Here is a 21,185-nt window from a genome sequence, read left to right as displayed (position 1 = left end):
ATTAAGGGTTTTAATATGAAAAAATATAAATATTGGATATTGGCAATTGCCGTTGCATCCAGTCTGTCTTCTTGTTTGGATGAAACGCCGCTATATTCTCAAAATAATAATGTGGTTTTTGCTTCAGAATCTAATGCTGAACTGGCGCTGCTGGGATGTTATTCTTACATGGCTTCGACTTCAGCTTATGGTCAGATGTATCAGGAAACACCTGTCACAGGTTCTGGTTTTGGATGGTCACAGCGGAGTGGTAGTGATGGAATCGTGTCTTTGCAGACGTTGTCCAGTGACGGTCTGATCTCTACTACCTGGAATGGTATGTATAAGGTGATTTCAGAGGCAAATGCTTTTCTTGAAAATCTGGACAAAAGTTCTCTGCCGGAAAATGTCAAGACTCAGTTTGGTGGAGAGGCAAAGTTCTTGCGTGCACTGGCTTATTATAACCTGGTTTCCATGTTTGGAGACATTCCTCTGAAGACGGTTGCATCGACTTCCGAAGGTATTGCTGTGCCTCGTTCACCGCGTGAAATGGTCTTTCAACAGATTGTGAGCGATTTGACCGGAGCATTGGGTATCTCTGACAAGTCGGAAGTGGGCCGTGCGAATTCTTGGGCTGTGAAGGCTTTCTTGGGTAAGGTATATTATAAGATGGCTGCATTGGGCATTAATGAGGCCGAGAACTGGAAGAATGCGAAAGGCATGTTTGACGATGTATATAACAATCATGTCTATATGCTTGAAAAGAATTTCGGCCGGTTGTTTGAGGACTGGGTAGCCGATTCGAAGGAGTCTATTTTCCAGGTGAACTTTAGTCTGACTTCATCCAACTGCTTCAATCGTGCCAGCAACCGTTTTTCTCCGACGTCTTCTACTGCCGGTGTGAACTGGAGTACTTACCGTGCTACAAAGGCTGCTTACGACCTGCATTATGGTACGTATCCGTATGATCCTCGTATTGCTGCCACTTATCTTACTTCTCACAGAAAGCGGAAAGGAAACAATCAGCCGAATCCTTCTCCTCAGGTAGGAGATAAACCGTCACCGAATGACTCGGTTTATTATTATCCGTATATTACTTATAAGGTACAGATTGGTGTCGAGGATGGAAAGCCTAAATATGAGCAAATCACCAAGGATGGCAAGGATGTAGAGGATAAATTGTATGTAGTCCGTTTGCCTTATGAAAAGTTTGATGATCCTACTAACCCGAGCCTGAAGTATCTGGAGTCTTTGACAGTACCGCAGGATGGAACTCCTCAGGAAAAAGCAAAGATTCAGGCATTGAAAAATATCGCAAAGGAATTTACTACAGGGGGTAAACAGACTGCCTGGCCGGCACATGCGAAGTTGTACGATATGCAGCAGCAGGGTACTGCCAGTCATAAGAACCTGATGGTATACCGTTATGCTGAAATGTTGTTACTGATGGCAGATACCTATAATGAACTGGGAGAAACAAAGCGTGCGATAGAAATTGCTGAAGAGGTGCTGGCACGTGCCAGAAACTCATCTGGTTCGGTGGGTAATGGAGAACCTAAGGCCTGGTCTGAAAGTCTCAGTCAGGAAGAGGTACGGAAAAAACTGTATTTTGAAAGAATTTTTGAATTGTTTGGCGAGCCTTCTATGTATGATATGATCCGCATCAGAGGTACTAAATATTTGAAAGAAGCGTTGGAGTATCACAACCGACATGAGTTTACCCGGGAGTCTGACAAATATTATAAGGAGAGTGCTCAGAAGTGGACTGACCGAATTTACAATGAAGGCAATCTGACCGATGATTTCCTGAAAATGAATTTGCTCTTGCCGATTCCTGATACAGAAATTGATGCAAATCCTGGCATCACAGACAATAATTTCGGTTATTGATCGGTAACTGTATAGGGAATAATTGAGCCCGTATAATTACATTATGGTATGGTAGCGTAATTATGCGGGCTTATTTTTTGAATTAATTATGTAAATATTTTAGTATATCAATATAATGAAAAAATATAACTTTATGAGAAAATCGGTTTCCTTTTTAGGGATTCTGGCATTTGTGTCGTGTACGAGTGGAGTGGAGATGATGGGACAGGAGGGAAATCCTGATGGTGATTTTACAGATTTGCCTGTGACGGATAAAATTGTAAGTTCTTATATTCGCAGCAATTTCTTTCAGACCAACCGGATTTCGGCAAAAAGCATGAATGCCTGCAATGACCTGATCTTATTAGGGGTAAACCCTTATGCGGATGGAAGCCTGTTCTTTGAGATTCCAGATAATACAGTTGCATTTTCTAATGAGAAATACTTGCCGGAATTCCGGGAACGGAAGGGGGTGATTTCGTTCGATGGAAATGGAGAGATGAATGCTGGCAATGACTTGCTGCATACTCCGGTAATCTGGGGCAATGCCGAGTCTGGCAAATGCAATCAGTTTACTTTTGGAACCTGGTTGTATGTGGATGAGTGGACGCAAGGGGCTTGTCTGTTCCTGAAGGATAATGGCAGTCATCGGATTGCTTTGAAAGAGGGGGCACGCAAGGGAGAGTTTGTGTTTGAAGTAGACAGCAGAGAGGTTACGTTGACGGCGTCCGGATTTGAGACGGAAAAGTGGAATCATCTGGCTTTGACATACAGTGTGACGGCCAATAACAAAGGAATTCATCTGTATGTAAATGGCAAAAAGGCTGCTTCTGATCTTTCCTGGGGAGATAAACTGCCGTTTGTCCGTACCCAGATGAAGCTGGCGAAGGGATTCAAGGGTAAGTTGGATGAGACTTTCTTCAATGGCTTGCCTCTTTCAGAGAATGAGGTACAGAAGGTGATGGAGAAAGCGATTGATTTCAGTACCTGGAACATGAGTAAGACCCTGGCCTATTGGAAGTATGACGATGCGGAGAGCTATGGAAAGGATTCACACACCTGGGTAGAGATCATGAAGCAGGTAAAGGCACAGCTTTCGGCAAAGAACATCAAGTTCCGTGTGGGAGTGACTGCCGGCGACTGGAAAACCATGTGTGCGAAAGAAGTGTATCGTGACAGTTTCGTGAAAAATGTAGTGAAGCTGGTCGGACAGTATGCCTTCGATGGAGTAGACCTGGATTTTGAATGGCCTTTGAACAAGGAGGAATTCGATAATTACAGCAAGACGATTGTGGAACTGAAAAAGGCTTTGGGCAAAGGTCCTGTCCTGACGGTCTCGCTGCATCCGCTGTATTATACCATCAGCAAGGAGGCGATTCAGGCCGTTGACCATATTTCAATGCAGTGCTATGGTCCGAGTGTCGACCGTTTCCCGTATGATACTTATGTGAAAGAGGCGCAGGAGGTATTGAAGTACGGTATTCCTAAAGAGAAACTGGTTATGGGACTGCCGTTTTATGGGGCTGCCGAGGGTAAGCAGGGTACTGTGGCCTACTGGAACCTGGTGCAGGAAAACCTGATTGACCGTCCGGATAAGGATGAAGTGGTGTATCAGGGAAAGAAGTATATATTTAATGGGGCCAGCACCATTGTCCGGAAGACTCAGTATGTGATGGACAATGATCTGGCTGGTGTGATGACCTGGGACTTGGCGACCGATGTGCCTTGGGAGAATCCCTGGTGCCTGACAAAGGTGATGGTGGAAACAATGGCTTCTCCGGCTGCACATTAATGGACCGGAAAGGCAGAATATATGAAGCGACGCTCCCGGGTAAGGAAAGAGCGTCGCACATGATGGGACGAATAACGATGATTTACTAAGTTAAATTTATGATAATGAATTTTGTATACAGGTGGGTGACGCTTGCGATGTTTGTACTGGCAATGGGATTGTCAGGGTGTCACTCTTCCGAGAATAAAGAGGAGGTGACTGTGGTTCCGCGACCTTTGTCTGTGGAAAAGGGTGCGGGAAGCTTTACGTTGACGGCAACTTCCGTGATTGCGGTGCCAGGTGAGGCACAGCAGACGGTTGCCGGGACTTTTGCTGCCTTGTTTACTGCTTCATCCGGTTTTACTCCGGAGGTAAAGGTTGCTGCCGAAGGAGATATCTGCCTGCAGGTGGATGAGAAAATGGAGGATGAGGCTTATGAACTGAAGGTGACTCCGGACGGGGCCTTGCTGAAGGCTGCCGATAACAGAGGATTTTTCTATGGCCTCCAGAGCCTGCGACTGATGCTGCCGGCATCGGTGGAAGGTGCTTCCGGAAAGGCGGCACAGGCATGGACGATTCCTGCCGTGACAGTTAAGGACAAGCCTCGTTTCGCTTACCGTGGCTTTATGCTCGACGTGGCCCGTTTCTTTATGCCGAAGGAAGATCTGCTGCGCATGATCGACTGTATGGCGATGTTGAAACTGAACCGGCTGCATCTGCATCTGACAGATGACAACGGATGGCGTCTGGAAATCAAGAAGTATCCTAAACTGACAGAGGTGGGTGCCTGGAGGGTGGACCGCCGGCCTTTGCCTTTCCCCGACCGTCGTAATCCTGAGAAGGGAGAGAAGGCTACTGTGGGAGGTTTTTACACGCAGGAGGAGATGAAAGAGGTCATTGCTTATGCAGCGGCACGTCAGATTGAGATTATTCCTGAAATCGATATTCCTGCACACTCGAATGCGGCACTGGCGGCTTATCCCGAATATGCCTGTCCGGTGGTAAAGGATTTCATCGGGGTCCTGCCGGGCCTTGGCGGGAAAAATGCGGAGATTATTTTCTGTGCAGGCAATGAGGAGTGTTATCACTTCCTGCAGGGAGTCTTGGATGAGGTGATGGCGCTTTTCCCTTCCCGGTATGTGCATCTGGGAGGTGATGAGGCGACGAAGACAAACTGGAAGAAATGTCCGCTTTGCCAGCGTCGTCTGCGTGAGGAGAAACTGAAGGACGAAGAGGACTTGCAGGGGTATTTCATGCAGCGGATGAGCGACTACGTGCGCAGCAAAGGAAAGGAAGTGATGGGATGGGATGAACTGACCAACAGCCGGCTGCCGGAGGATGTGATTGTCTTTGGCTGGCAGGGAATGGGAAATGCGGCCCTCAAGGCGGCGGAACAGGGACATCGTTTCGTGATGACGCCTGCGCGCATTGCTTATCTGATCCGTTATCAGGGACCTCAGTGGTTTGAACCTCTGACGTATTTTGGAAACAATACCTTGAAGGGACTTTATGATTATGAACCGGTCCAGAAGGAATGGAAACCGGAGTACCGTGACTTGCTCATGGGGGTACAGGCAAGTATGTGGACGGAGTTCTGCGACCGGCCTGAGGATGTGTTTTATCTGGTCTTCCCTCGTTTGGCTGCCTTGGCGGAAATCGCATGGATTCCGGAAGGAACGAAGGATTGGGGGATGTTCCTGAAAGGACTGGATAATTATGTGGCTCATCTGGACAGTAAGGGTATCGTATATGCACGTTCGATGTTCAACATCCAGCATAAGGTCACTCCGACCGAAAATGGAGAGTTGCAGGTTCATCTGGAATGTGAACGTCCGGATGTGGAGATCCGTTATACATTGGATGGTACGGAGCCTTCTGCTTCTTCTTTAAAATATGAAAAGGATTTGGTGCTGACTGATGGAAATGTGATAAAATCTGCTACCTTTGTGAAAGATAGGATGATGGGTAAGGTGTTGACGCTTCCGCTGATATGGAATAAGGCAACAGCGAAACCGTTGGTGAATCCTTTGCCGGGAATGGATGTCCTGGTGAATGGGGTGAGAGGTAGTTTGAAACAGTCGGACTTTGAATGGTATTCGGGGGCGCTTTCCCAGCCGGTAGTGGTTACGGTGGACTTGCTGAAAACGACGGATATCAGTGAATGCTCGGTGGGATGCATCACCAATTATGGCATGGCGGTTCATAAGCCTGCTTCCATGGTGGTGGAGGTTTCTGAAGATAATGTGAATTTTGCGGAAGTGGGCCGGACGGACTTCTCGAAGGAGGAAATCTTCAAGGAAGGCAACTTTATCGAGGAGCTGACGGTGAAGCCACAGGCAGCAAAGGCCAGATATGTACGATTTACCTTGAACCCTGCGGGGGTATGTCCTTCCGACCATGTGCGGCCGGGGCAGGTCTCCAAGATATGTTTGGACGAAATCATGATAAAATAATATCAATCCCTAAAAACGTGTAATAGAATGGTAAATCGAATCTTTATTTTATGGATGGTATGTATGTGCAGCCTGTTGGGAATACAGGCTCAGGTGGAGTTTGCCAAGGACAAACTCTATAATATTCTTCCTGAGTCCTGTCCCGGAAAGGTGCTTTCATATCAGCAGAATGGAAATGCTCCGGTATTGCAGGCCACTGATGCCGGGAATCAGTATCAGCAGTGGACGGTGAGCAACCTGTCGGGCAGCTTGCGCTTTATCAATCCGTTTGAGAACAAGGCGCTGCATGCAAAGACTGACGCTTCTCTGGGTATTACGGAGAACAACGGTTCCGATGAGTCGCAGTTGTGGAAGGTGGAGCAGAAAGGAGACTTTGTGCAGCTTTCTCCGGCCAACAGCCTGCACCTGATTCTGTCTTGCAGTCCGAAGGGGCAACTGATGTTGCTTGCGAAGGAAAAGGCAGCCGGTAGCCGGGAGACTTTCTTCCGTATCCGGGAAAGTGCGATGGCATTTCCGGAGGAACTGAAGGCAAGTACGGCCGTGCGTGCCAAGGTGTATTGGGAGGATGAAACCCGCTTTGCGGAAAACAAGGAGGTGGGACATGCTACTTATATGCCGTATCCGGGAGAGAAGGAAATGATGGCGGATGCGGATTTTTACCGCATGCCTTGGGTAGACTGCCACAGTGCGGACTACCGTTTGCTGAACGGTAACTGGGCCTTCCATTTTGTGCCGGAACCGTCGCAGCGTCCGATTGATTTTTATAAGGAGGATTATGATGTGTCGGGATGGGAAACGATTCCGGTGCCTTCCAACTGGGAGATGCAGGGATACGACCGGCCGATTTATGCCAATGTGGAATATCCTCATGCCAATATTCCTCCTTTCATCGATGCCCGTAAGGGATTCAATGACGGCGGAAAGAATTACGGAATCAATCCGGTGGGATCGTATGTACGCTTCTTTGACTTGCCGGAAGGATGGAAGGAGAAACGTACTTTCATTCATTTCGGGGGTATCTACAGTGCTGCACTGGTGTATCTGAACGGACGTTATGTGGGTTATACACAGGGTGCGAACAATGTGGCAGAGTTTGACCTGACGCCTTATCTGCGCACCGGCCGCAACCGTCTGGCTGTACAGGTGTTCCGCTGGTCGGACGGCTCTTATCTGGAATGTCAGGATATGTTCCGTATGAGCGGTATCTTCCGTGACGTGTATCTGTATAACACGCCGCTGGTGTCTGTACGCGATCATTATATTACGTCGGAACTCGACAGTCAGCACGGATACCGGACGGGTTCGATGAACGTACAGCTGACATTGGACAACCGTGACCGCCGTGAGGGTACGAAAGACCTGATTGTGCGCCTGTTTACTCCGCAGGGAAAACTGCTGGCAGAGTCGGAACAGCAGGTTCGTTATACTGCCGACAAGGCTTCGTTGCAGGTATCGGCTAATTTCAACCTGAAGGATTTGTCACTCTGGACGGCCGAGACTCCGGAACTGTATACGGTGCATGTCATCCAGCGTGAGGGTGGAAAAGAGGAAATGGCTTTCTCTACGAAATACGGTTTCCGCGAAATCGAGGTGCGTGGACCGCTGGTATATATCAACGGACAGCGTGTGTTCTTTAAGGGTACCAACCGTCACGATACGCATCCGGAATACGGACGTGCGGTGACTACAGAGTCAATGCTGCAGGATGTCTTGCTGATGAAGCGGAACAATATCAATACAATCCGTACTTCTCATTATCCGAATGCGGCCAAGATGTATGCTATGTTCGATTATTATGGACTGTATACCATGGATGAGGCCGACCTGGAAGACCATGCCAATCAGTCTATCAGTGACATGCCGTCGTGGATTCCTGCTTTCGTAGACCGTATCGACCGGATGGTATTGCGCGACAGAAATCATCCGAGTGTCATCTTCTGGAGCTTGGGTAATGAGGCCGGAGGAGGAAGCAACTTCCAGGCTTGTTACGATGCAGCCAAGAAACTGGACAGCCGTCCGGTTCACTACGAGGGTACACGTGATGGCAAGGAATTCGGCGGTAACCGTTTCAGCGACCTGTACTCGAAGATGTATCCGGGCATGAAATGGATGGATACGTATGTGAATTCATTCGATAAGCCGATGTTCATCTGTGAGTATGCGCATGCGATGGGTAATGCCATCGGTAACCTGAAAGAATACTGGAAGAGTATTGAGAGCAGTTCGGCTACCATCGGAGGTGCTATTTGGGACTGGGTAGACCAGGCTATTTATGAACCGCATGAAATGAAGAAGGGTATTTATCGCCTGCATACGGGTTATGACTTCCCGGGACCGCATCAGGGCAACTTCTGTTCGAACGGAATTGTTCCGGCAACCCGTGAGGAGTCGCCGAAACTGAAAGAGGTAAAGGCGGTATACCAGTATGTGCATTTCAGTGAAGGAAAGGTGGATGAAAAGCGGAATGAACTGAATGTTACGCTGTATAATACTTACGACTTCCTGTCGTTGAACCGTTTTTATCTGCGCTGGCAGACGGTGAAGAATGGTGTGGTGCTGAGTACCGACAGTCTGGAACTGCCGGATGTGGCTCCGGATGATTCACTGAACTTGTCTTTGAAACTGAAGGAAGTAAGCTTGAAAAAAGCTGCAAAGGCGGGAGATGAAGTCATGGTCAATGTCTTTGTATGCAGCAAGGCTGCCGACAGATGGGCTGAGGCCGGACATGAGGTGGCTCAGATGCAGTATGAAGCGGTGGCCCGCGGTCCGCTGCCGGAGGTAAAGGGTAAACGGAAAGGTGGCGATGAGTATCGTTACAGCGAGGAAGGCAACCAGCTGGTAGTGACAGGCTACGGTGTGAAGGCCGTGTTCGATAAAAAGACTGGTGTACTGACCGGTCTGGAAATGAACGGAGTGCCTTTTGTTTGCCAGGGTCAGGGCTTTGTATTTGACAATCACCGCTGGATTGAGAACGACCGCTTTACTGAGGTAGCCAACGGAATGGCAGCCGAAGGAGAATGTACGGTAGCGGTAGAAGACGGAAAGACCGTGGTGACTACGGTACGTAAAGGTTCGCTCTGCGATACCCGTATGGCCTACACGTTCCTGCCGGGCGGTACGATGGATATGGAAGCAGTCTTTACTCCGCACACAGCCGACCTGCGTCGTTGCGGACTGGTATGTGGGGTGAATCCGTCTCTGGGTCAGGTAGACTATTATGCCTACGGTCCGTGGGAAAACTATTCCGACCGTAAAGACGGTTGCATGATTGGCCGTTATGCAGATACGGTGGAAGGTATGGAAGTGGCTTATGTGAAACCTCAGTCGATGGGTAACCGTGAAGGACTTCGTGAACTGAAACTGACCGGTATCGACGGCAAGGGTATTTGCATACAGACAGAAGGACAGGTGTCATTCTCTGCATTGAGATATACCGACGAGGATATGATGAACTGTAACCACATGTGGGAGTTGAAGCCACGTCCTTACATCGTCCTGCACCTGGATGCAGCCATGCGTGGAGTAGGAAACGCAAGTTGCGGACAGGATGTAGATACGCTTCCGGCTTATCAGGTTCCTCAAAAAGAACTGAGCTATAAGTTGCGTTTTACTTCTTGCACTAAAGAATAACAGCAGGAGATACATTGGTACGGCAATGAAACATTCGAATGTGTTTCATTGCCGTATGTTATGATAAAAGTTCCACGGTCGTGAAACAAGAGTTTCTTCATCAGGAAACTTGAGTTTCACGACCGTGGAACTTTTGTTTCATAAGCGTGCAACTCCCCAGGGACGTCAGGAGGTGTCGGTAAGTTTTTTTTAAGAAAATGTATCTCAATTTGAGGGATTTTAGTAATTTTGGGCGCAGATAGGAAAATGTTTCTATTTAGAAGATTATAAGGGGGGAAAAGTTACTTAGTAATCAAATAAAGGGGTTGATTTGTTACAATTAGTTGGGTTTTGATGAGAGTTAAAAATGTATTAATATAAATTAGTTCTGATAAAATGGATAAAAACAAGATGGAGAACAAGGGGACTGGAAGAGTCTGTCTGAGAGCCTTGCCTTTTCTGATGGCTTTGTCTGGGTCTGTTTGTCTGACTCCTCTTTGGGCTTCGGAAGCGGTGAAGCCTTCGGAAGAGGTATTGGTTCAAGCGCAAAAGAAAAAGATTTCAGGTGTCGTAAAAGACGAAACAGGAGAGCCGGTGATTGGTGCTTCTGTACTGATTAAAGGTTCTATGTACGGGGTGATTACGAACATCGACGGAATGTTTGAGTTGTCTTGTCCTATAAAGAGCTCGGATGTACTGGTTGTCAGTTTCGTGGGAATGAAGACCGTGGAACAGCCCGTGGGGAACAACACTAAATTTAATGTGGTAATGCACGCTGCAGCGACCGACCTGGAGGAAATCGTGGTTGTCGGATACGGTACTTCTTCAGTGAGAGACCTGACAGGTTCGGTAGCTTCTATCGGTGCCAAGCAGCTGGACCAGCTGAATACTACCAATGTATCGTCTATGCTGCAGAACCTCGCCAGCGGTGTTCAGGTTGCACAGGGTACAGGTAAACCGGGTGAAACAGTGCGCGTACGTGTGCGTGGTGCTACGTCACTGACAGGTTCGAACGAGCCGTTGTACGTAATCGACGGAGTGCCTATCGATGATCCTACGATGTTGGATGCTATTTCTCCGAATGACATCCAGTCGATGGACGTATTGAAGGATGCCTCTGCTGCGGCCATCTACGGTTCGCGTGCGGCCAATGGTGTCGTTATCATTACTACCCGTAAGGGAACAGAGGGAAAACCGACTGTCAACTTCAACTATAACTTTACGATTGATTCTCAGATCAAGAATTTCCGTATTCTGTATGGAGACGAATGGAGAGAGACCGTACGCAAGTTTGCTGAGCAGACGCTGGTGTTCGATCCTTCGAACGATTATGCACCGGACATTCTGGACCCGGAATCGGGAGCTCTGGGTACCGCCAACACTGACTGGTTCAAGGAAGTTTACCAGCCGGGATTCCGTCATAATGTGGACCTTTCTGTCAGCGGAGGAACGCAGAAGGCTAAATACATGCTTTCTCTTGCCATTCTGGACCAGCAGGGTATGATCAAGGGAGGAGACCTGACACGTTACAATACACGTATTTCTACCGAACTGAGCGTATTGCCCATCCTGAGATTCGGACTGAATGCGACAATGAGTTACACCGACCAGTCGAATGCGGGAACTTCTCTGTTCTCGGCACAGGGATATCGTCCTGACCGTCCGATATACGATGATAAAGGAGAGTTTGACCTGACCGACGGTTCACCTAACCCGGTGGCCAATACGTATCAGGTAGATAATGACGATATCTACAGGGTACTGGGTACGGTATACGGTGAGGTGGACATCATCAAGGGACTGAAGTTCCGTTCCAGCTTGTCGGCCAATGTGGAGTTCAACCAGAACCTCAGTTTTACACCGAGTTTCCTGAGCAACCGTAAGGAGGCATCGGGTAGTGAAAATCATTTCCGCTCTTCGAAGACGGTGTTCGATAATACCTTGTCGTACAACTATACGTTCAACAAGAACCATGTATTGGATGCGGTAGCCGGTGTTTCTTTCGAAAAGTATACCAGCCGCAGTACTTATCTGTCTGGATCGGATTATCCGGATGATGAGATTTATACCAATATCGGAAGTGCGACAAAGATCAATTCATGGAGCAACGGATACAATGCTTACGGATTGTTCTCTTCTTTCGGACGTATCAACTATAAACTGATGAACCGGTACCTGTTTACCTTTACCGGCCGTTACGACGGATCTTCTATGTTCGGTGCTAACAACCGTTACGGTTTCTTCCCTTCCGGTGCTTTTGCATGGCGCGTTTCTGAAGAAGATTTCATGAAGGGGCTGAAATTCATCAACGACTTGAAGTTGCGTTTCAGTACGGGTGTAACCGGTACACAGAACTTGACCAGCTTCTCTAACCGGGATTTGTATGAAGCGGGAAGCTACAACGGTCGTCCTGCCATCATTCACTCACAGGTAGGTAACCGTGACATCCGTTGGGAAAAATCAGTGTTGTATGACTTCGGTCTGGACTTTGCACTCTGGGACTATAAGTTGTCGGGATCAATCGGCGGATACATCAAAAATACCAATGACTTGATCTGGGCATACAGCTTCCCTTCAAGTTCGGTAGGTGGAAGTATGACAATGAACCGCAACGTGGGAGCCGTAACCAACCGGGGTGTGGAAGTGAACCTGACTTCTCATCTGCTGGACACCAAGGACTGGGGAGTGACATTGATGTTCAATATTTCTCACAATAAGAACAAGGTAACCCGACTGGTGAGCGAAGGAGCAACCAAGACGGCCATGGACGGTGTTATTGTTCATGGAAGTGGAAACCAGGTACTGGCAGAAGGATATCCGATGGGAGCCTTCCTGGGATATGAACACAATGGTATCATCCAGAACCAGGAGCGTGTGGACGAACTGAATGCTTATGCAGTTAGCAAAGGACAGTCTTATTACGATGGAAATACCCTGAAACCGGGTAACCTGGAACTGGTGGACAAGGATGGAAACGGTAAGATTGAAAGCTATGACCGTGTCATCCTGGGATCTCCTGACCCGGATGTATACGGTGGTTTCACTGCCAATGTACGCTACAAGCAGTTTGGCCTGTTTGCGAACTTCGGTTACCAGATCGGTGGTCTGAAACTGTATAACAAAGCCATCCAGAACCTGCCTGGACAGTTGTGTGGTCTGATTGACTACGGATTGGACGACCGTTGGTCTCCGGAAAATCCGAACGCTACACTGCCGGCTCTTTACATTGGAGAAGGTGTGCCCGATTTCACTAACCTGGAACTTTTCGATGCTTCTTTCCTGCGTCTGCAGGAAGTCCGCCTTACCTACGATCTGCCGTTGGGCAAGGTGGTAAAAGGCCAGTGTTTCGTATCGGCTACCAACTTGTTTACCATTACCTCTTATCCGGGTACCGACCCGGCTACCGTTTCTACGGGAAGCAACTATGGGGGTAACTACGAAACCTCTTCTTATCCGGGATTCCGTTCATTCTCGGTGGGTATTAAGTTTAATCTTTAATTGTATAAATTGGAATGATGAAGAAGTATATATATCTGGCATTCCTGATGTTGGGAATGAGTGCTTGTGAGCTGGTAGATGTACTGGACCAGAAACCGGCTTTTGAAGCGGACCTGGATGGAGCCATTACGACACCGGATGCGGTGGAACTGGCGCTGAACGGAGTGTATTCGTACTTGCCGGGAGATGGCTTCAATGTGATATTTCCTACTACCGGTGGTCCGTTCAAGGCGGGTACCATGCGCCGTCAGGAGTTTACCGGTGATGTGGGTAACACCATTTATTATACCGAACGTTACTATCCGACGCTGTCGTACAGTGACGGGGCGGAATGGAACAGCGACTATGCGATTATCAAAAATGCAAACTACCTGGAATCAGCGGTTGATGGTATCGACGCCGGTGCGTTTTCGGGTAACCGCAAGGAGGAAGTGCTTGGCGAAATTTACTACCTGCGTGCCTTTGCGTATTTCCGTCTGCTGGTTCGTTATGGTGAGTTCTGGAATGAAGAAAGTCCTTATGGAGTGATTATCCGTGATGAATTCCCGACAGTGGAAAATGCCAAGAAGCCTCGTGCTACGGTCGGTGCGTCGTACGAAGAAATCCTGCGCCAGTTAGAGGTAGCTATCCAGAAAGCACCGGACTGGTCAAAGTCGTCACAGGCTTCCAAAGAGGCAGCGCGGGCATTGAAGGCAAAGGCGTTGTTCTATGCCGGACGCTATGAAGAGGCGCTGACTGCAATTGATGATGCGGTGGATACCAACCAGCCACTTCCAGAGCCGGTTTATGGAGATATCTTTGACAAGTTCTCTGTATCAAAGGAGATTCTTTTTGCACGTTATTACGACGAGAACGATGCCAACAATACCAGTACACGGGAAACGGCTTACGGTAACAGCGTTTCAAAGAACCAAGGTTACTGGGGGCCTAGTACTCCTTATGTGAATCTGGTAGGAGACGATCCTCGGGCGGCAGCGATTTTCTCGAAAGTAGATAGTTTGGAATTCCGGGGTACTGTGGCATATAATCTGAAATCAATCAAGAAGTTGTTGAATTCGGCCAATAATATGCCGATTATCTTCAGTCGTGTGGCTGAACTGTACCTGATGAAGGCAGAAGCCCTGTACCGTACGAATGCATCAATCTCGGCTGCTTATGCGCCGATTCAGAAAATCCGTGAGCGTGCGGGAGCTGAAATCAAGGTGCCTCAGACACGGGAAGAACTGGAAGAAGCGATCTTCAATGAATGGATGATTGAAATGTCTTTCGAGAACTGGCACGAATGGTTTGTGCAGATCCGTTTTGCGGGAGTCAATGTAGAGCGTCCTGATTTTAAAAAGTATCTGTTTGTGCTGAATGAGCAGTTGAAGAAAAAGTATGAGGATGACTGTAAGATCTCTGAAGAGCAGGCTTACAAGCGTATCATTGACCGTAGAATTGAGGCAATTCCTTCTTCGGAAAGAAACTCAAATGAACTGGCAGAGCAGAATCCGGGTTATTAATAATAGGAATTTAATTGTATAAATAAAGTAAGGCCTTTAGCCGCTGTATGCTTCGGGGGTTGTTAGTATGAAGTGGCTGGGGCCTTTGCTTTTTAACTGAACTGAAAAAGATGAAAAAGTATATATTGGCTGTCCTGATGATGGTATGTGCCTTTTCAGCCGGGGCGCAGAATTATGGAATTGATTTCCTGCACGTGAAATGGAGCGAGGCTGTGGAAAAGGCAAAGGCTGAGAATAAACTGATTTTTGTGGATTTCTATACGCAGTGGTGCGGACCATGCTATAACATGGCTCAGAATGTGTTTACGCTTCCGGTGGTAGGAGAGTTTTATAACCAGACTTTTGTGAACATGAAGATTGATGCGGAGAATGGGGAAGGTGTAGAACTGGCTCAAAAGTATGGGGTACGCAGTTATCCGACCTATATGTTTATCAATCCGGCAACGGGAGAGATGGTACACCGCAGCAGCAGTCGTCAGACAGCAGAGCAGTTTATTCAGACCGGACGCAATGCACTGAATCCGGAAACTTGTTCTCCTTATCTGGAAAGTGAGTTCCAGAAGGGTAACCGCGACCGGAAGCTGCTGATTAACTATATTAACTATAAGTCTTCGGTGTATGCCAAGAAAGACGTGGACGCAGCTTTTGCTGAACTGATTCGTGGAGGAGCCAAACTGACAGATCCGGATGTGTGGGAGGTATATGTGAATACCATCTCGGGAATGAATGAGTACCTGAAACAGGTTTCGGACAATTATGCGGATTTCTGTACTCGTTTTACCAAAGAGGCTGTCGACAAGAAACTGGCTCAGGAAACAGGATATGGAGACCTGGCAGAAGTAGAGGCCTTGTGTGACTTCGAAGGAAAGGCTTTCAACTGTGAGATGATCCGTATCAACTCGGATATCAGAGCGAAGAATTATGAGGCAGCTGCACAGAAAATTGATGCCATGCTTGCTGATACAGCGGTAGATCACCAGTTGTTGATTGATCGTCTGAAATTTATTGCCCGTATGGGATATTATGGAAAAAATGCGCCTGACTTCTGGTTCGACAAGTGTGTGGAGTATTTGCGTTACATTGCTTACAACCAGACAGACAGAGACGATCCTCAGATTCATCAGGAATATGCGGCTACTTTGGAAAAAGTATTGTTGCGTCAGCAGGAAGGAAAGCCTGTACCGGCTTGTCTGCTGAAAGAACCGGTATGGGGTAAGAAAACGTATTCCATGCGTCCGGATGCGTTGAAGATGAAACCCGTACGGAAGAAAAAATAATTGTTGCCGATAGATGCTCCCTGTCGCTGACAGGGACGATTTACCGCAAGTTGCTAAAAGAACAGGCCAGTCATTCGGAGGTAAGAATGAACTGGCCTGTTGACATATATAAAAATGGGTATGAAGGGTTTCGCAGATCAGTCGACCGTCAGTTCCACTTCTCCTCCGGCTTCCCACCCGCTGATGGTGGGAAGGGTGATGCTCAACTCATCCGAAGGGGTATGCCGGATGTGGAACAGGTAAAACAAACCTGTCCGGAAGCTGCCGATACTTCGTAACAGGGAGCCGGGAAAACTGCGGGTGATGGTTTTCCCGGCATCGGTCGTGATTCTCAGTTGCAGAGGGCTGTCGGTCAGAGAGGCCGATGGAAAGAGGGGCAAGAAAGCATGGAAGGTGTTGCCAGACGCAACCGGTATTCCCTTTTCTTTTCCTAGACTCAGTGTTACGGAGTGGTCTGTGGGAGACGAAGGCAAGGTGACCTCCTTCGTTCCGCTGCCGGCTGTATAGGTGGCATGACTGTAGAAAACGGGCTGGGAGTTTCCGGAGGTTTCCAGGGTGACGGATGAATAGGAAACCGCAGTGCCGCTCTCGTTGCTGATCTTGAATACAACCAGGCTGGTCAATGGCTTGAATATTATTTTTTCCAGGGTGGTTTCTCCGCTTCTGCCAGTGATGCTTTCGGTATACATGGCACGGTATCTGCCCAGGTGCATGGAATGGTCCGGCAGTTCCTGTCTGACCGTACCGTCGGTCGGTATGTACAGAGACTGTGTAGTTTCTTTCCGCTCGCTTGCCGGATAGAAGCCGAAATACCGGTCGGTTTCTACGGCCGGTCCGGTGTAGGTAAAGGAAGCGGCGTATGTGCCTCCTTCCGGGGTACTGAAGATGCAGGGAGTCTGTGCTTCTCCCATCCACAGCATGACCCGGTCGCCGGCATCCCAGCGGAAGACAGTGGAAGATCCGGGAGTCAGTGCACTCTCGTCAATGGATGCCCGGCCTTGTTGTGGCGATTCGACGGCCTCTGCATGCAGCGATAATGTGACGGTAGGAGATGAAGCGGGGACTTCCTCCCTGAGGTCTGCTCCCGGATAAGACTGGCATCCTGGCATGAACAGGGTGCTCAATAATGTGAGGGGGACAATATGGAGAATCTGAAGGTGATTTTTCTTGCTCATAGAATGATGGATTTTCCCTTAATAAACAGTTTAGTTCGTTGTGCCTCGGTTTACAGTTCCCATCCTCCTCCCCAGTCGTCTCCGCGCCCTCCGATACGCTCGTGGGAGGAAGAAGAGGCAATGACTCCTTCGGGTTGCATTTCAATGACGGTGGCTTGTGGAGCCTCGTAGATTTCTTTCTGAGGGTCTGATTTTGTATCCATACCTTTGTCTTGATTATTAGATTTTAAAGCGTTTTTTACTAATAATAACACGAGGACAAAAGGAATGTATACCAATTAATGGTGAAAAATAGTTAAACGGGCGGAATTTTTATTCTTTTTTTATTCCGGAAAAAGAAATGCCCCGTTTGTCCTGCAGGTTAGAACAGTTCCTGAAGGACGGCCAGCGACTTCAGCTCCGAGAAACTGGGCAGGTGAAGGCGGTAGTATTCGCAGATGACATGGAGGCAGCGGTTTCTTTCCATGCGGTTCATGCCGAACAGGTGCATGGTCCGGTAGTTGGCTTTCATCAGCTTGTGGAGCACCTGGCTTTCCTGGGGAGGGAGAAAGATTCCGTGTCCGGGCTGTTCCGGTACGAAGCAGGCATTCATCAGGTCGAACCAGCAACCTTCGCAGAAGTCGTCCAGGTTCGGATAAATCCCCAGAAAGCGGGTCAGTTTCATCAGAAAGACCAGGTGGAAATTGGCGAATTCCGACTGGCAGGCATCGAGCCACTGGATGGAGTGGGTGAGGTAGGCGAATAAAGACGGGTTTTCGGCTTCTTCTCTCAATGCCCTGAACAGAAACTCTGAAAGGAACATGGCAATGGCCGATTTGAAGGGATCGTAAGGCAACGAGTGAAACAGGTACCAGGCTTTGGCCTCTTTGATGGGGTAAAGCTTGGAATGGGGACGTACTTCTGCATCGAACTCTACGAGGGAAAGCGGCTGGAACAGCACTTGCCTGACGGTAGACTTGCGGGAGCGGGCAACCGGGATGAGGCAGGAGATGTTTCCTTCGTTCTCTGTAAAGATGTGGACAATGTTCGACTTGTCGTTGTACTTGACAGTATGGAGTACGATTCCTATATATTTCTGCTGCATGATGATACGGTTTTCAACTTACAAAGATAGCGTTTCTGAAAGAAAACCTTTGAAAAAGGGAAAAAAACATCGGAAAGTTTTGTTATAATAAAAAAACTTCATACCTTTGCATCCGCAAACGAGGAATTTAGTGTCCCCGGCATTGCAGGTCGGAAGTTCTTTCCGCCCGTTAGGATGGCCCGTTCGTCTATCGGTTAGGACGCAAGATTTTCATTCTTGAAAGGGGGGTTCGATTCCCCCACGGGCTACATAATAAACAAGATCACGAACAATATTAAAGATTAGTCGAGATGGCAAATCACAAATCATCTATTAAGAGAATCAGACAAGAAGAAAAGAGAAGACTTCACAACAGATATTATGCAAAAACAATGCGTAACGCAGTGAAGAAACTTCGTGCAACTACTGACAAGGCAGAAGCAATTGCTTTGTTCCCTAACGTACAGAAAATGTTGGATAAGTTGGCTAAGCGTAACATCATCCACAAGAACAAGGCTGCTAACTTGAAGTCTAAACTTGCTGCTCATATCGGTAAGTTGGCTTAAGTAATTGCTTACTAAAAAGATATTAAGGCTGGGTTTTTAAACTCAGCCTTTTGTCGTTGTATGTATACGTAGCGCAGTGCGGCGGCACTCGGGAGGGCAGGCTTTAAAAGATGGTTAAAAGTGAGGATATCTCGGGGTTTTTTATTAACTTTGAACGATTTAAGAACTAGAATTTTTAATAAGAAACAATGAGTGAAGAACTGACACCCAACAGCGGAAGCAATTACTCTGCCAGCAGTATTCAGGTCTTGGAAGGTCTGGAGGCAGTGCGTAAGCGTCCCGCTATGTATATCGGCGACATCAGTGAAAAGGGTTTGCATCACTTGGTTTATGAGGTGGTAGACAACTCCATTGACGAGGCTCTTGCCGGTTATTGTACACATATAGAGGTTACGATTAACGAAGACAATTCAATTACTGTTCAGGACAACGGTCGTGGTATTCCGGTTGACTTTCATGAGAAGGAAAAGAAATCGGCACTGGAAGTGGTAATGACGGTCCTGCATGCAGGTGGTAAGTTTGATAAGGGATCTTATAAGGTTTCCGGAGGTTTGCATGGTGTGGGTGTATCGTGTGTGAACGCATTGTCTACTCACATGACTACAAATGTTTTCCGTAACGGAAAGATTTATCAGCAGGAATACGAATGCGGTAAGCCTTTGTATGCCGTGAAGGAGGTAGGTACTACCGACCTGACGGGTACGCGTCAGACTTTCTGGCCCGATGGAAGCATTTTTACGGTTACTGAGTACAAGTACAGCATCCTGCAGGCCCGTATGAGAGAACTGGCTTATCTGAACAAGGGAATTACCATTACCCTGACCGACCGCCGTGTGACGGAGGAAGACGGTACGTTCAAGCAGGAAGTCTTTCATTCGGAAGAGGGAGTGAAGGAGTTTGTCCGTTTCCTGAACTCTACCAATACTCCGCTGATAGAGGATGTCATTTACCTGAATACGGAAAAGCAGGGCATTCCTATTGAATGCGCCATTATGTATAACACCGGATTCCGTGAGAATCTGCATTCGTATGTGAATAATATCAATACGATAGAAGGTGGTACGCACGAGGCCGGATTCCGTACGGCACTGACCCGTGTACTGAAGAAATATGCCGAAGAAAGCAAGGCCCTGGAGAAAGCCAAGGTGGAGATTTCGGGTGAGGACTTCCGTGAAGGTCTGATCGCGGTGATTTCGGTGAAGGTGGCAGAGCCTCAGTTTGAGGGACAGACAAAGACCAAACTCGGTAACAGCGAAGTCAGTGGAGCGGTCAATCAGGCGGTAGGAGAGGCGCTGGCTTATTACCTGGAGGAACATCCGAAAGAAGCTAAAATCATCGTAGACAAGGTCGTATTGGCTGCTACAGCCCGTGTGGCTGCCCGTAAGGCGCGTGAATCGGTTCAGCGTAAGAGCCCGATGGGCGGTGGAGGTCTTCCCGGTAAACTGGCAGACTGTTCCAGCCGTACAGCTGAAGAATGCGAATTGTTCCTGGTGGAGGGTGACTCTGCAGGTGGTTCGGCCAAGCAGGGCAGAAGCCGTCAGTTCCAGGCTATCCTTCCGTTGCGCGGTAAGATTCTGAACGTGGAAAAGGCGATGTGGCACAAGGCCTTTGAAAGTGATGAGGTGAACAACATCATCCAGGCATTGGGTATCCGCTTCGGTGTAGACGGTGAAGAGAACAGCAAGAAGGCCAATATCGAAAAACTGCGTTATCACAAGGTGATTATCATGACCGATGCCGACGTCGATGGTTCTCACATCGACACGCTGATCATGACACTGTTCTACCGCTATATGCCGGAGGTAATCCAGGGAGGTCATCTTTATATTGCCAACCCGCCGTTGTACAAGTGCTCGAAAGGAAAAGTCAGTGAATACTGCTATACAGACGAGGAACGTCAGCTCTTTATCCAGAAATATGGAGACGGAAGCGAGGCAGGTATCCATACCCAGCGCTATAAAGGTTTGGGTGAAATGAATCCGGAGCAGTTGTGGGAAACTACCATGAATCCGGAGACACGTATCCTGAAACAGGTGAACATTGAGAATGCGGCAGAAGCCGATTATATCTTCTCGATGCTGATGGGAGACGATGTGGCACCTCGCCGTGATTTCATTGAAAAACATGCCACTTATGCGAATATTGATGCGTAAGCAGGTTTTATTTATAATTATTATTTATTTAAATCCTTATCTCACATCTTACACTGAGAAAGCAGGTAGAAATACCTGAAAAAAAGAATCCCCCAGAAGTTCGGATGAACCTTTGGGGGATTTGTTTTTTCGGGATCTGATGGAGGGATATTCAGTAAATGTCCCTAAAAAGTAAGGTGGCATATAAAGTCGATAGAGTATAATCACTTTATATGCCATTGCTATTGCCCTTTTTCTGTGTTTTTTCATATAATCCTATCAGTTGGACAT

12 protein-coding genes and 1 tRNA gene are annotated in these 21,185 nt (G+C 47.9%); 10 read left to right on the top strand and 3 right to left on the bottom strand.

What is annotated here, in order from left to right:
* Window positions 1-15: 15 nt before the first annotated feature.
* The 7 genes from H3001_RS05165 (at window position 16) to H3001_RS05135 (ending at window position 15,958) form a co-directional block, all read left to right on the top strand.
* Entirely contained in the window at window positions 16-1,869 is a 1,854-nt protein-coding gene (locus H3001_RS05165; protein ID WP_178243696.1) for a RagB/SusD family nutrient uptake outer membrane protein, read from the top strand.
* Window positions 1,870-2,002: 133 nt separating this feature from the next.
* Window positions 2,003-3,640 carry a glycosyl hydrolase family 18 protein gene (locus H3001_RS05160; protein ID WP_181214262.1) on the top strand — a complete coding sequence of 546 codons (1,638 nt, stop codon included), beginning with the start codon at window positions 2,003-2,005 and terminating at the stop codon, window positions 3,638-3,640.
* A 137-nt stretch (window positions 3,641-3,777) separates the two neighbouring features.
* Entirely contained in the window at window positions 3,778-6,072 is a 2,295-nt protein-coding gene (locus H3001_RS05155; RefSeq protein ID WP_181214286.1) for a glycoside hydrolase family 20 protein, read from the top strand.
* 27 nt (window positions 6,073-6,099) lie between these two features.
* Complete coding sequence (locus H3001_RS05150; protein ID WP_181214261.1) at window positions 6,100-9,702, top strand: glycoside hydrolase family 2 TIM barrel-domain containing protein; 3,603 nt, start codon at window positions 6,100-6,102, stop codon at window positions 9,700-9,702.
* A 375-nt stretch (window positions 9,703-10,077) separates the two neighbouring features.
* Window positions 10,078-13,179, top strand: coding sequence for a SusC/RagA family TonB-linked outer membrane protein (locus tag H3001_RS05145; RefSeq protein WP_181214260.1), 3,102 nt, complete (start codon window positions 10,078-10,080; stop codon window positions 13,177-13,179).
* A gap of 17 nt (window positions 13,180-13,196) precedes the next feature.
* Window positions 13,197-14,681: a RagB/SusD family nutrient uptake outer membrane protein gene (locus H3001_RS05140; protein ID WP_181214259.1), complete on the top strand. Its 1,485-nt coding sequence runs from the start codon at window positions 13,197-13,199 to the stop codon at window positions 14,679-14,681.
* Window positions 14,682-14,791: 110 nt separating this feature from the next.
* Window positions 14,792-15,958, top strand: coding sequence for a thioredoxin family protein (locus tag H3001_RS05135; protein ID WP_181214258.1), 1,167 nt, complete (start codon window positions 14,792-14,794; stop codon window positions 15,956-15,958).
* 137 nt (window positions 15,959-16,095) lie between these two features.
* Here H3001_RS05135 and H3001_RS05130 read toward each other — a convergent pair whose 3' ends face one another.
* From H3001_RS05130 to recO, 3 genes are all read right to left on the bottom strand, one after another.
* Window positions 16,096-17,133 carry a hypothetical protein gene (locus H3001_RS05130; protein ID WP_181214257.1) on the bottom strand — a complete coding sequence of 346 codons (1,038 nt, stop codon included), beginning with the start codon at window positions 17,131-17,133 and terminating at the stop codon, window positions 16,096-16,098.
* Between the two features lie 50 nt (window positions 17,134-17,183).
* Entirely contained in the window at window positions 17,184-17,336 is a 153-nt protein-coding gene (locus tag H3001_RS05125) for a hypothetical protein (protein ID WP_178243707.1), read from the bottom strand.
* A 158-nt stretch (window positions 17,337-17,494) separates the two neighbouring features.
* Window positions 17,495-18,217, bottom strand: a complete 723-nt coding sequence (recO, locus tag H3001_RS05120) for a DNA repair protein RecO (RefSeq protein ID WP_178243709.1) — start codon at window positions 18,215-18,217, stop codon at window positions 17,495-17,497.
* Window positions 18,218-18,393: 176 nt separating this feature from the next.
* Here recO and H3001_RS05115 point away from each other — a divergent pair.
* The 3 genes from H3001_RS05115 to gyrB all read left to right on the top strand — a co-directional run bounded on the left by H3001_RS05115 (window position 18,394) and on the right by gyrB (window position 20,915).
* A tRNA-Glu gene (locus tag H3001_RS05115) sits at window positions 18,394-18,465 on the top strand.
* 42 nt (window positions 18,466-18,507) lie between these two features.
* Entirely contained in the window at window positions 18,508-18,762 is a 255-nt protein-coding gene (gene rpsT, locus H3001_RS05110) for a 30S ribosomal protein S20 (RefSeq protein WP_178243711.1), read from the top strand.
* Window positions 18,763-18,950: 188 nt separating this feature from the next.
* The gene (gyrB, locus tag H3001_RS05105; RefSeq protein ID WP_181214256.1) at window positions 18,951-20,915 is read left to right on the top strand and encodes a DNA topoisomerase (ATP-hydrolyzing) subunit B; all 1,965 of its coding nucleotides are present in this window, start codon (window positions 18,951-18,953) and stop codon (window positions 20,913-20,915) included.
* The last annotated feature ends 270 nt before the right edge of the window (window positions 20,916-21,185 follow it).

The organism is Phocaeicola faecicola (assembly GCF_013618865.1).
Lineage (GTDB): Bacteria > Bacteroidota > Bacteroidia > Bacteroidales > Bacteroidaceae > Phocaeicola > Phocaeicola faecicola.
The sequence above is the reverse complement of the archived record's forward strand: the minus strand, read 5'-3'. Positions and strand labels throughout refer to the sequence as shown.

Excerpts from the sequence above, each read along its gene's own strand:
- H3001_RS05155 (WP_181214286.1), top strand. The coding sequence starts at position 3,778 with ATGTTTGTACTGGCAATGGGATTGTCAGGGTGTCACTCTTCCGAGAAT.
- H3001_RS05130 (WP_181214257.1), bottom strand. The coding sequence starts at position 17,133 with ATGAGCAAGAAAAATCACCTTCAGATTCTCCATATTGTCCCCCTCACA.
- gyrB (WP_181214256.1), top strand. The coding sequence starts at position 18,951 with ATGAGTGAAGAACTGACACCCAACAGCGGAAGCAATTACTCTGCCAGC.
- rpsT (WP_178243711.1), top strand. The coding sequence starts at position 18,508 with ATGGCAAATCACAAATCATCTATTAAGAGAATCAGACAAGAAGAAAAG.
- H3001_RS05145 (WP_181214260.1), top strand. The coding sequence starts at position 10,078 with ATGGATAAAAACAAGATGGAGAACAAGGGGACTGGAAGAGTCTGTCTG.
- H3001_RS05160 (WP_181214262.1), top strand. The coding sequence starts at position 2,003 with ATGAGAAAATCGGTTTCCTTTTTAGGGATTCTGGCATTTGTGTCGTGT.
- H3001_RS05135 (WP_181214258.1), top strand. The coding sequence starts at position 14,792 with ATGAAAAAGTATATATTGGCTGTCCTGATGATGGTATGTGCCTTTTCA.
- H3001_RS05140 (WP_181214259.1), top strand. The coding sequence starts at position 13,197 with ATGAAGAAGTATATATATCTGGCATTCCTGATGTTGGGAATGAGTGCT.
- H3001_RS05150 (WP_181214261.1), top strand. The coding sequence starts at position 6,100 with ATGGTAAATCGAATCTTTATTTTATGGATGGTATGTATGTGCAGCCTG.
- H3001_RS05165 (WP_178243696.1), top strand. The coding sequence starts at position 16 with ATGAAAAAATATAAATATTGGATATTGGCAATTGCCGTTGCATCCAGT.
- recO (WP_178243709.1), bottom strand. The coding sequence starts at position 18,217 with ATGCAGCAGAAATATATAGGAATCGTACTCCATACTGTCAAGTACAAC.
- H3001_RS05125 (WP_178243707.1), bottom strand. The coding sequence starts at position 17,336 with ATGGATACAAAATCAGACCCTCAGAAAGAAATCTACGAGGCTCCACAA.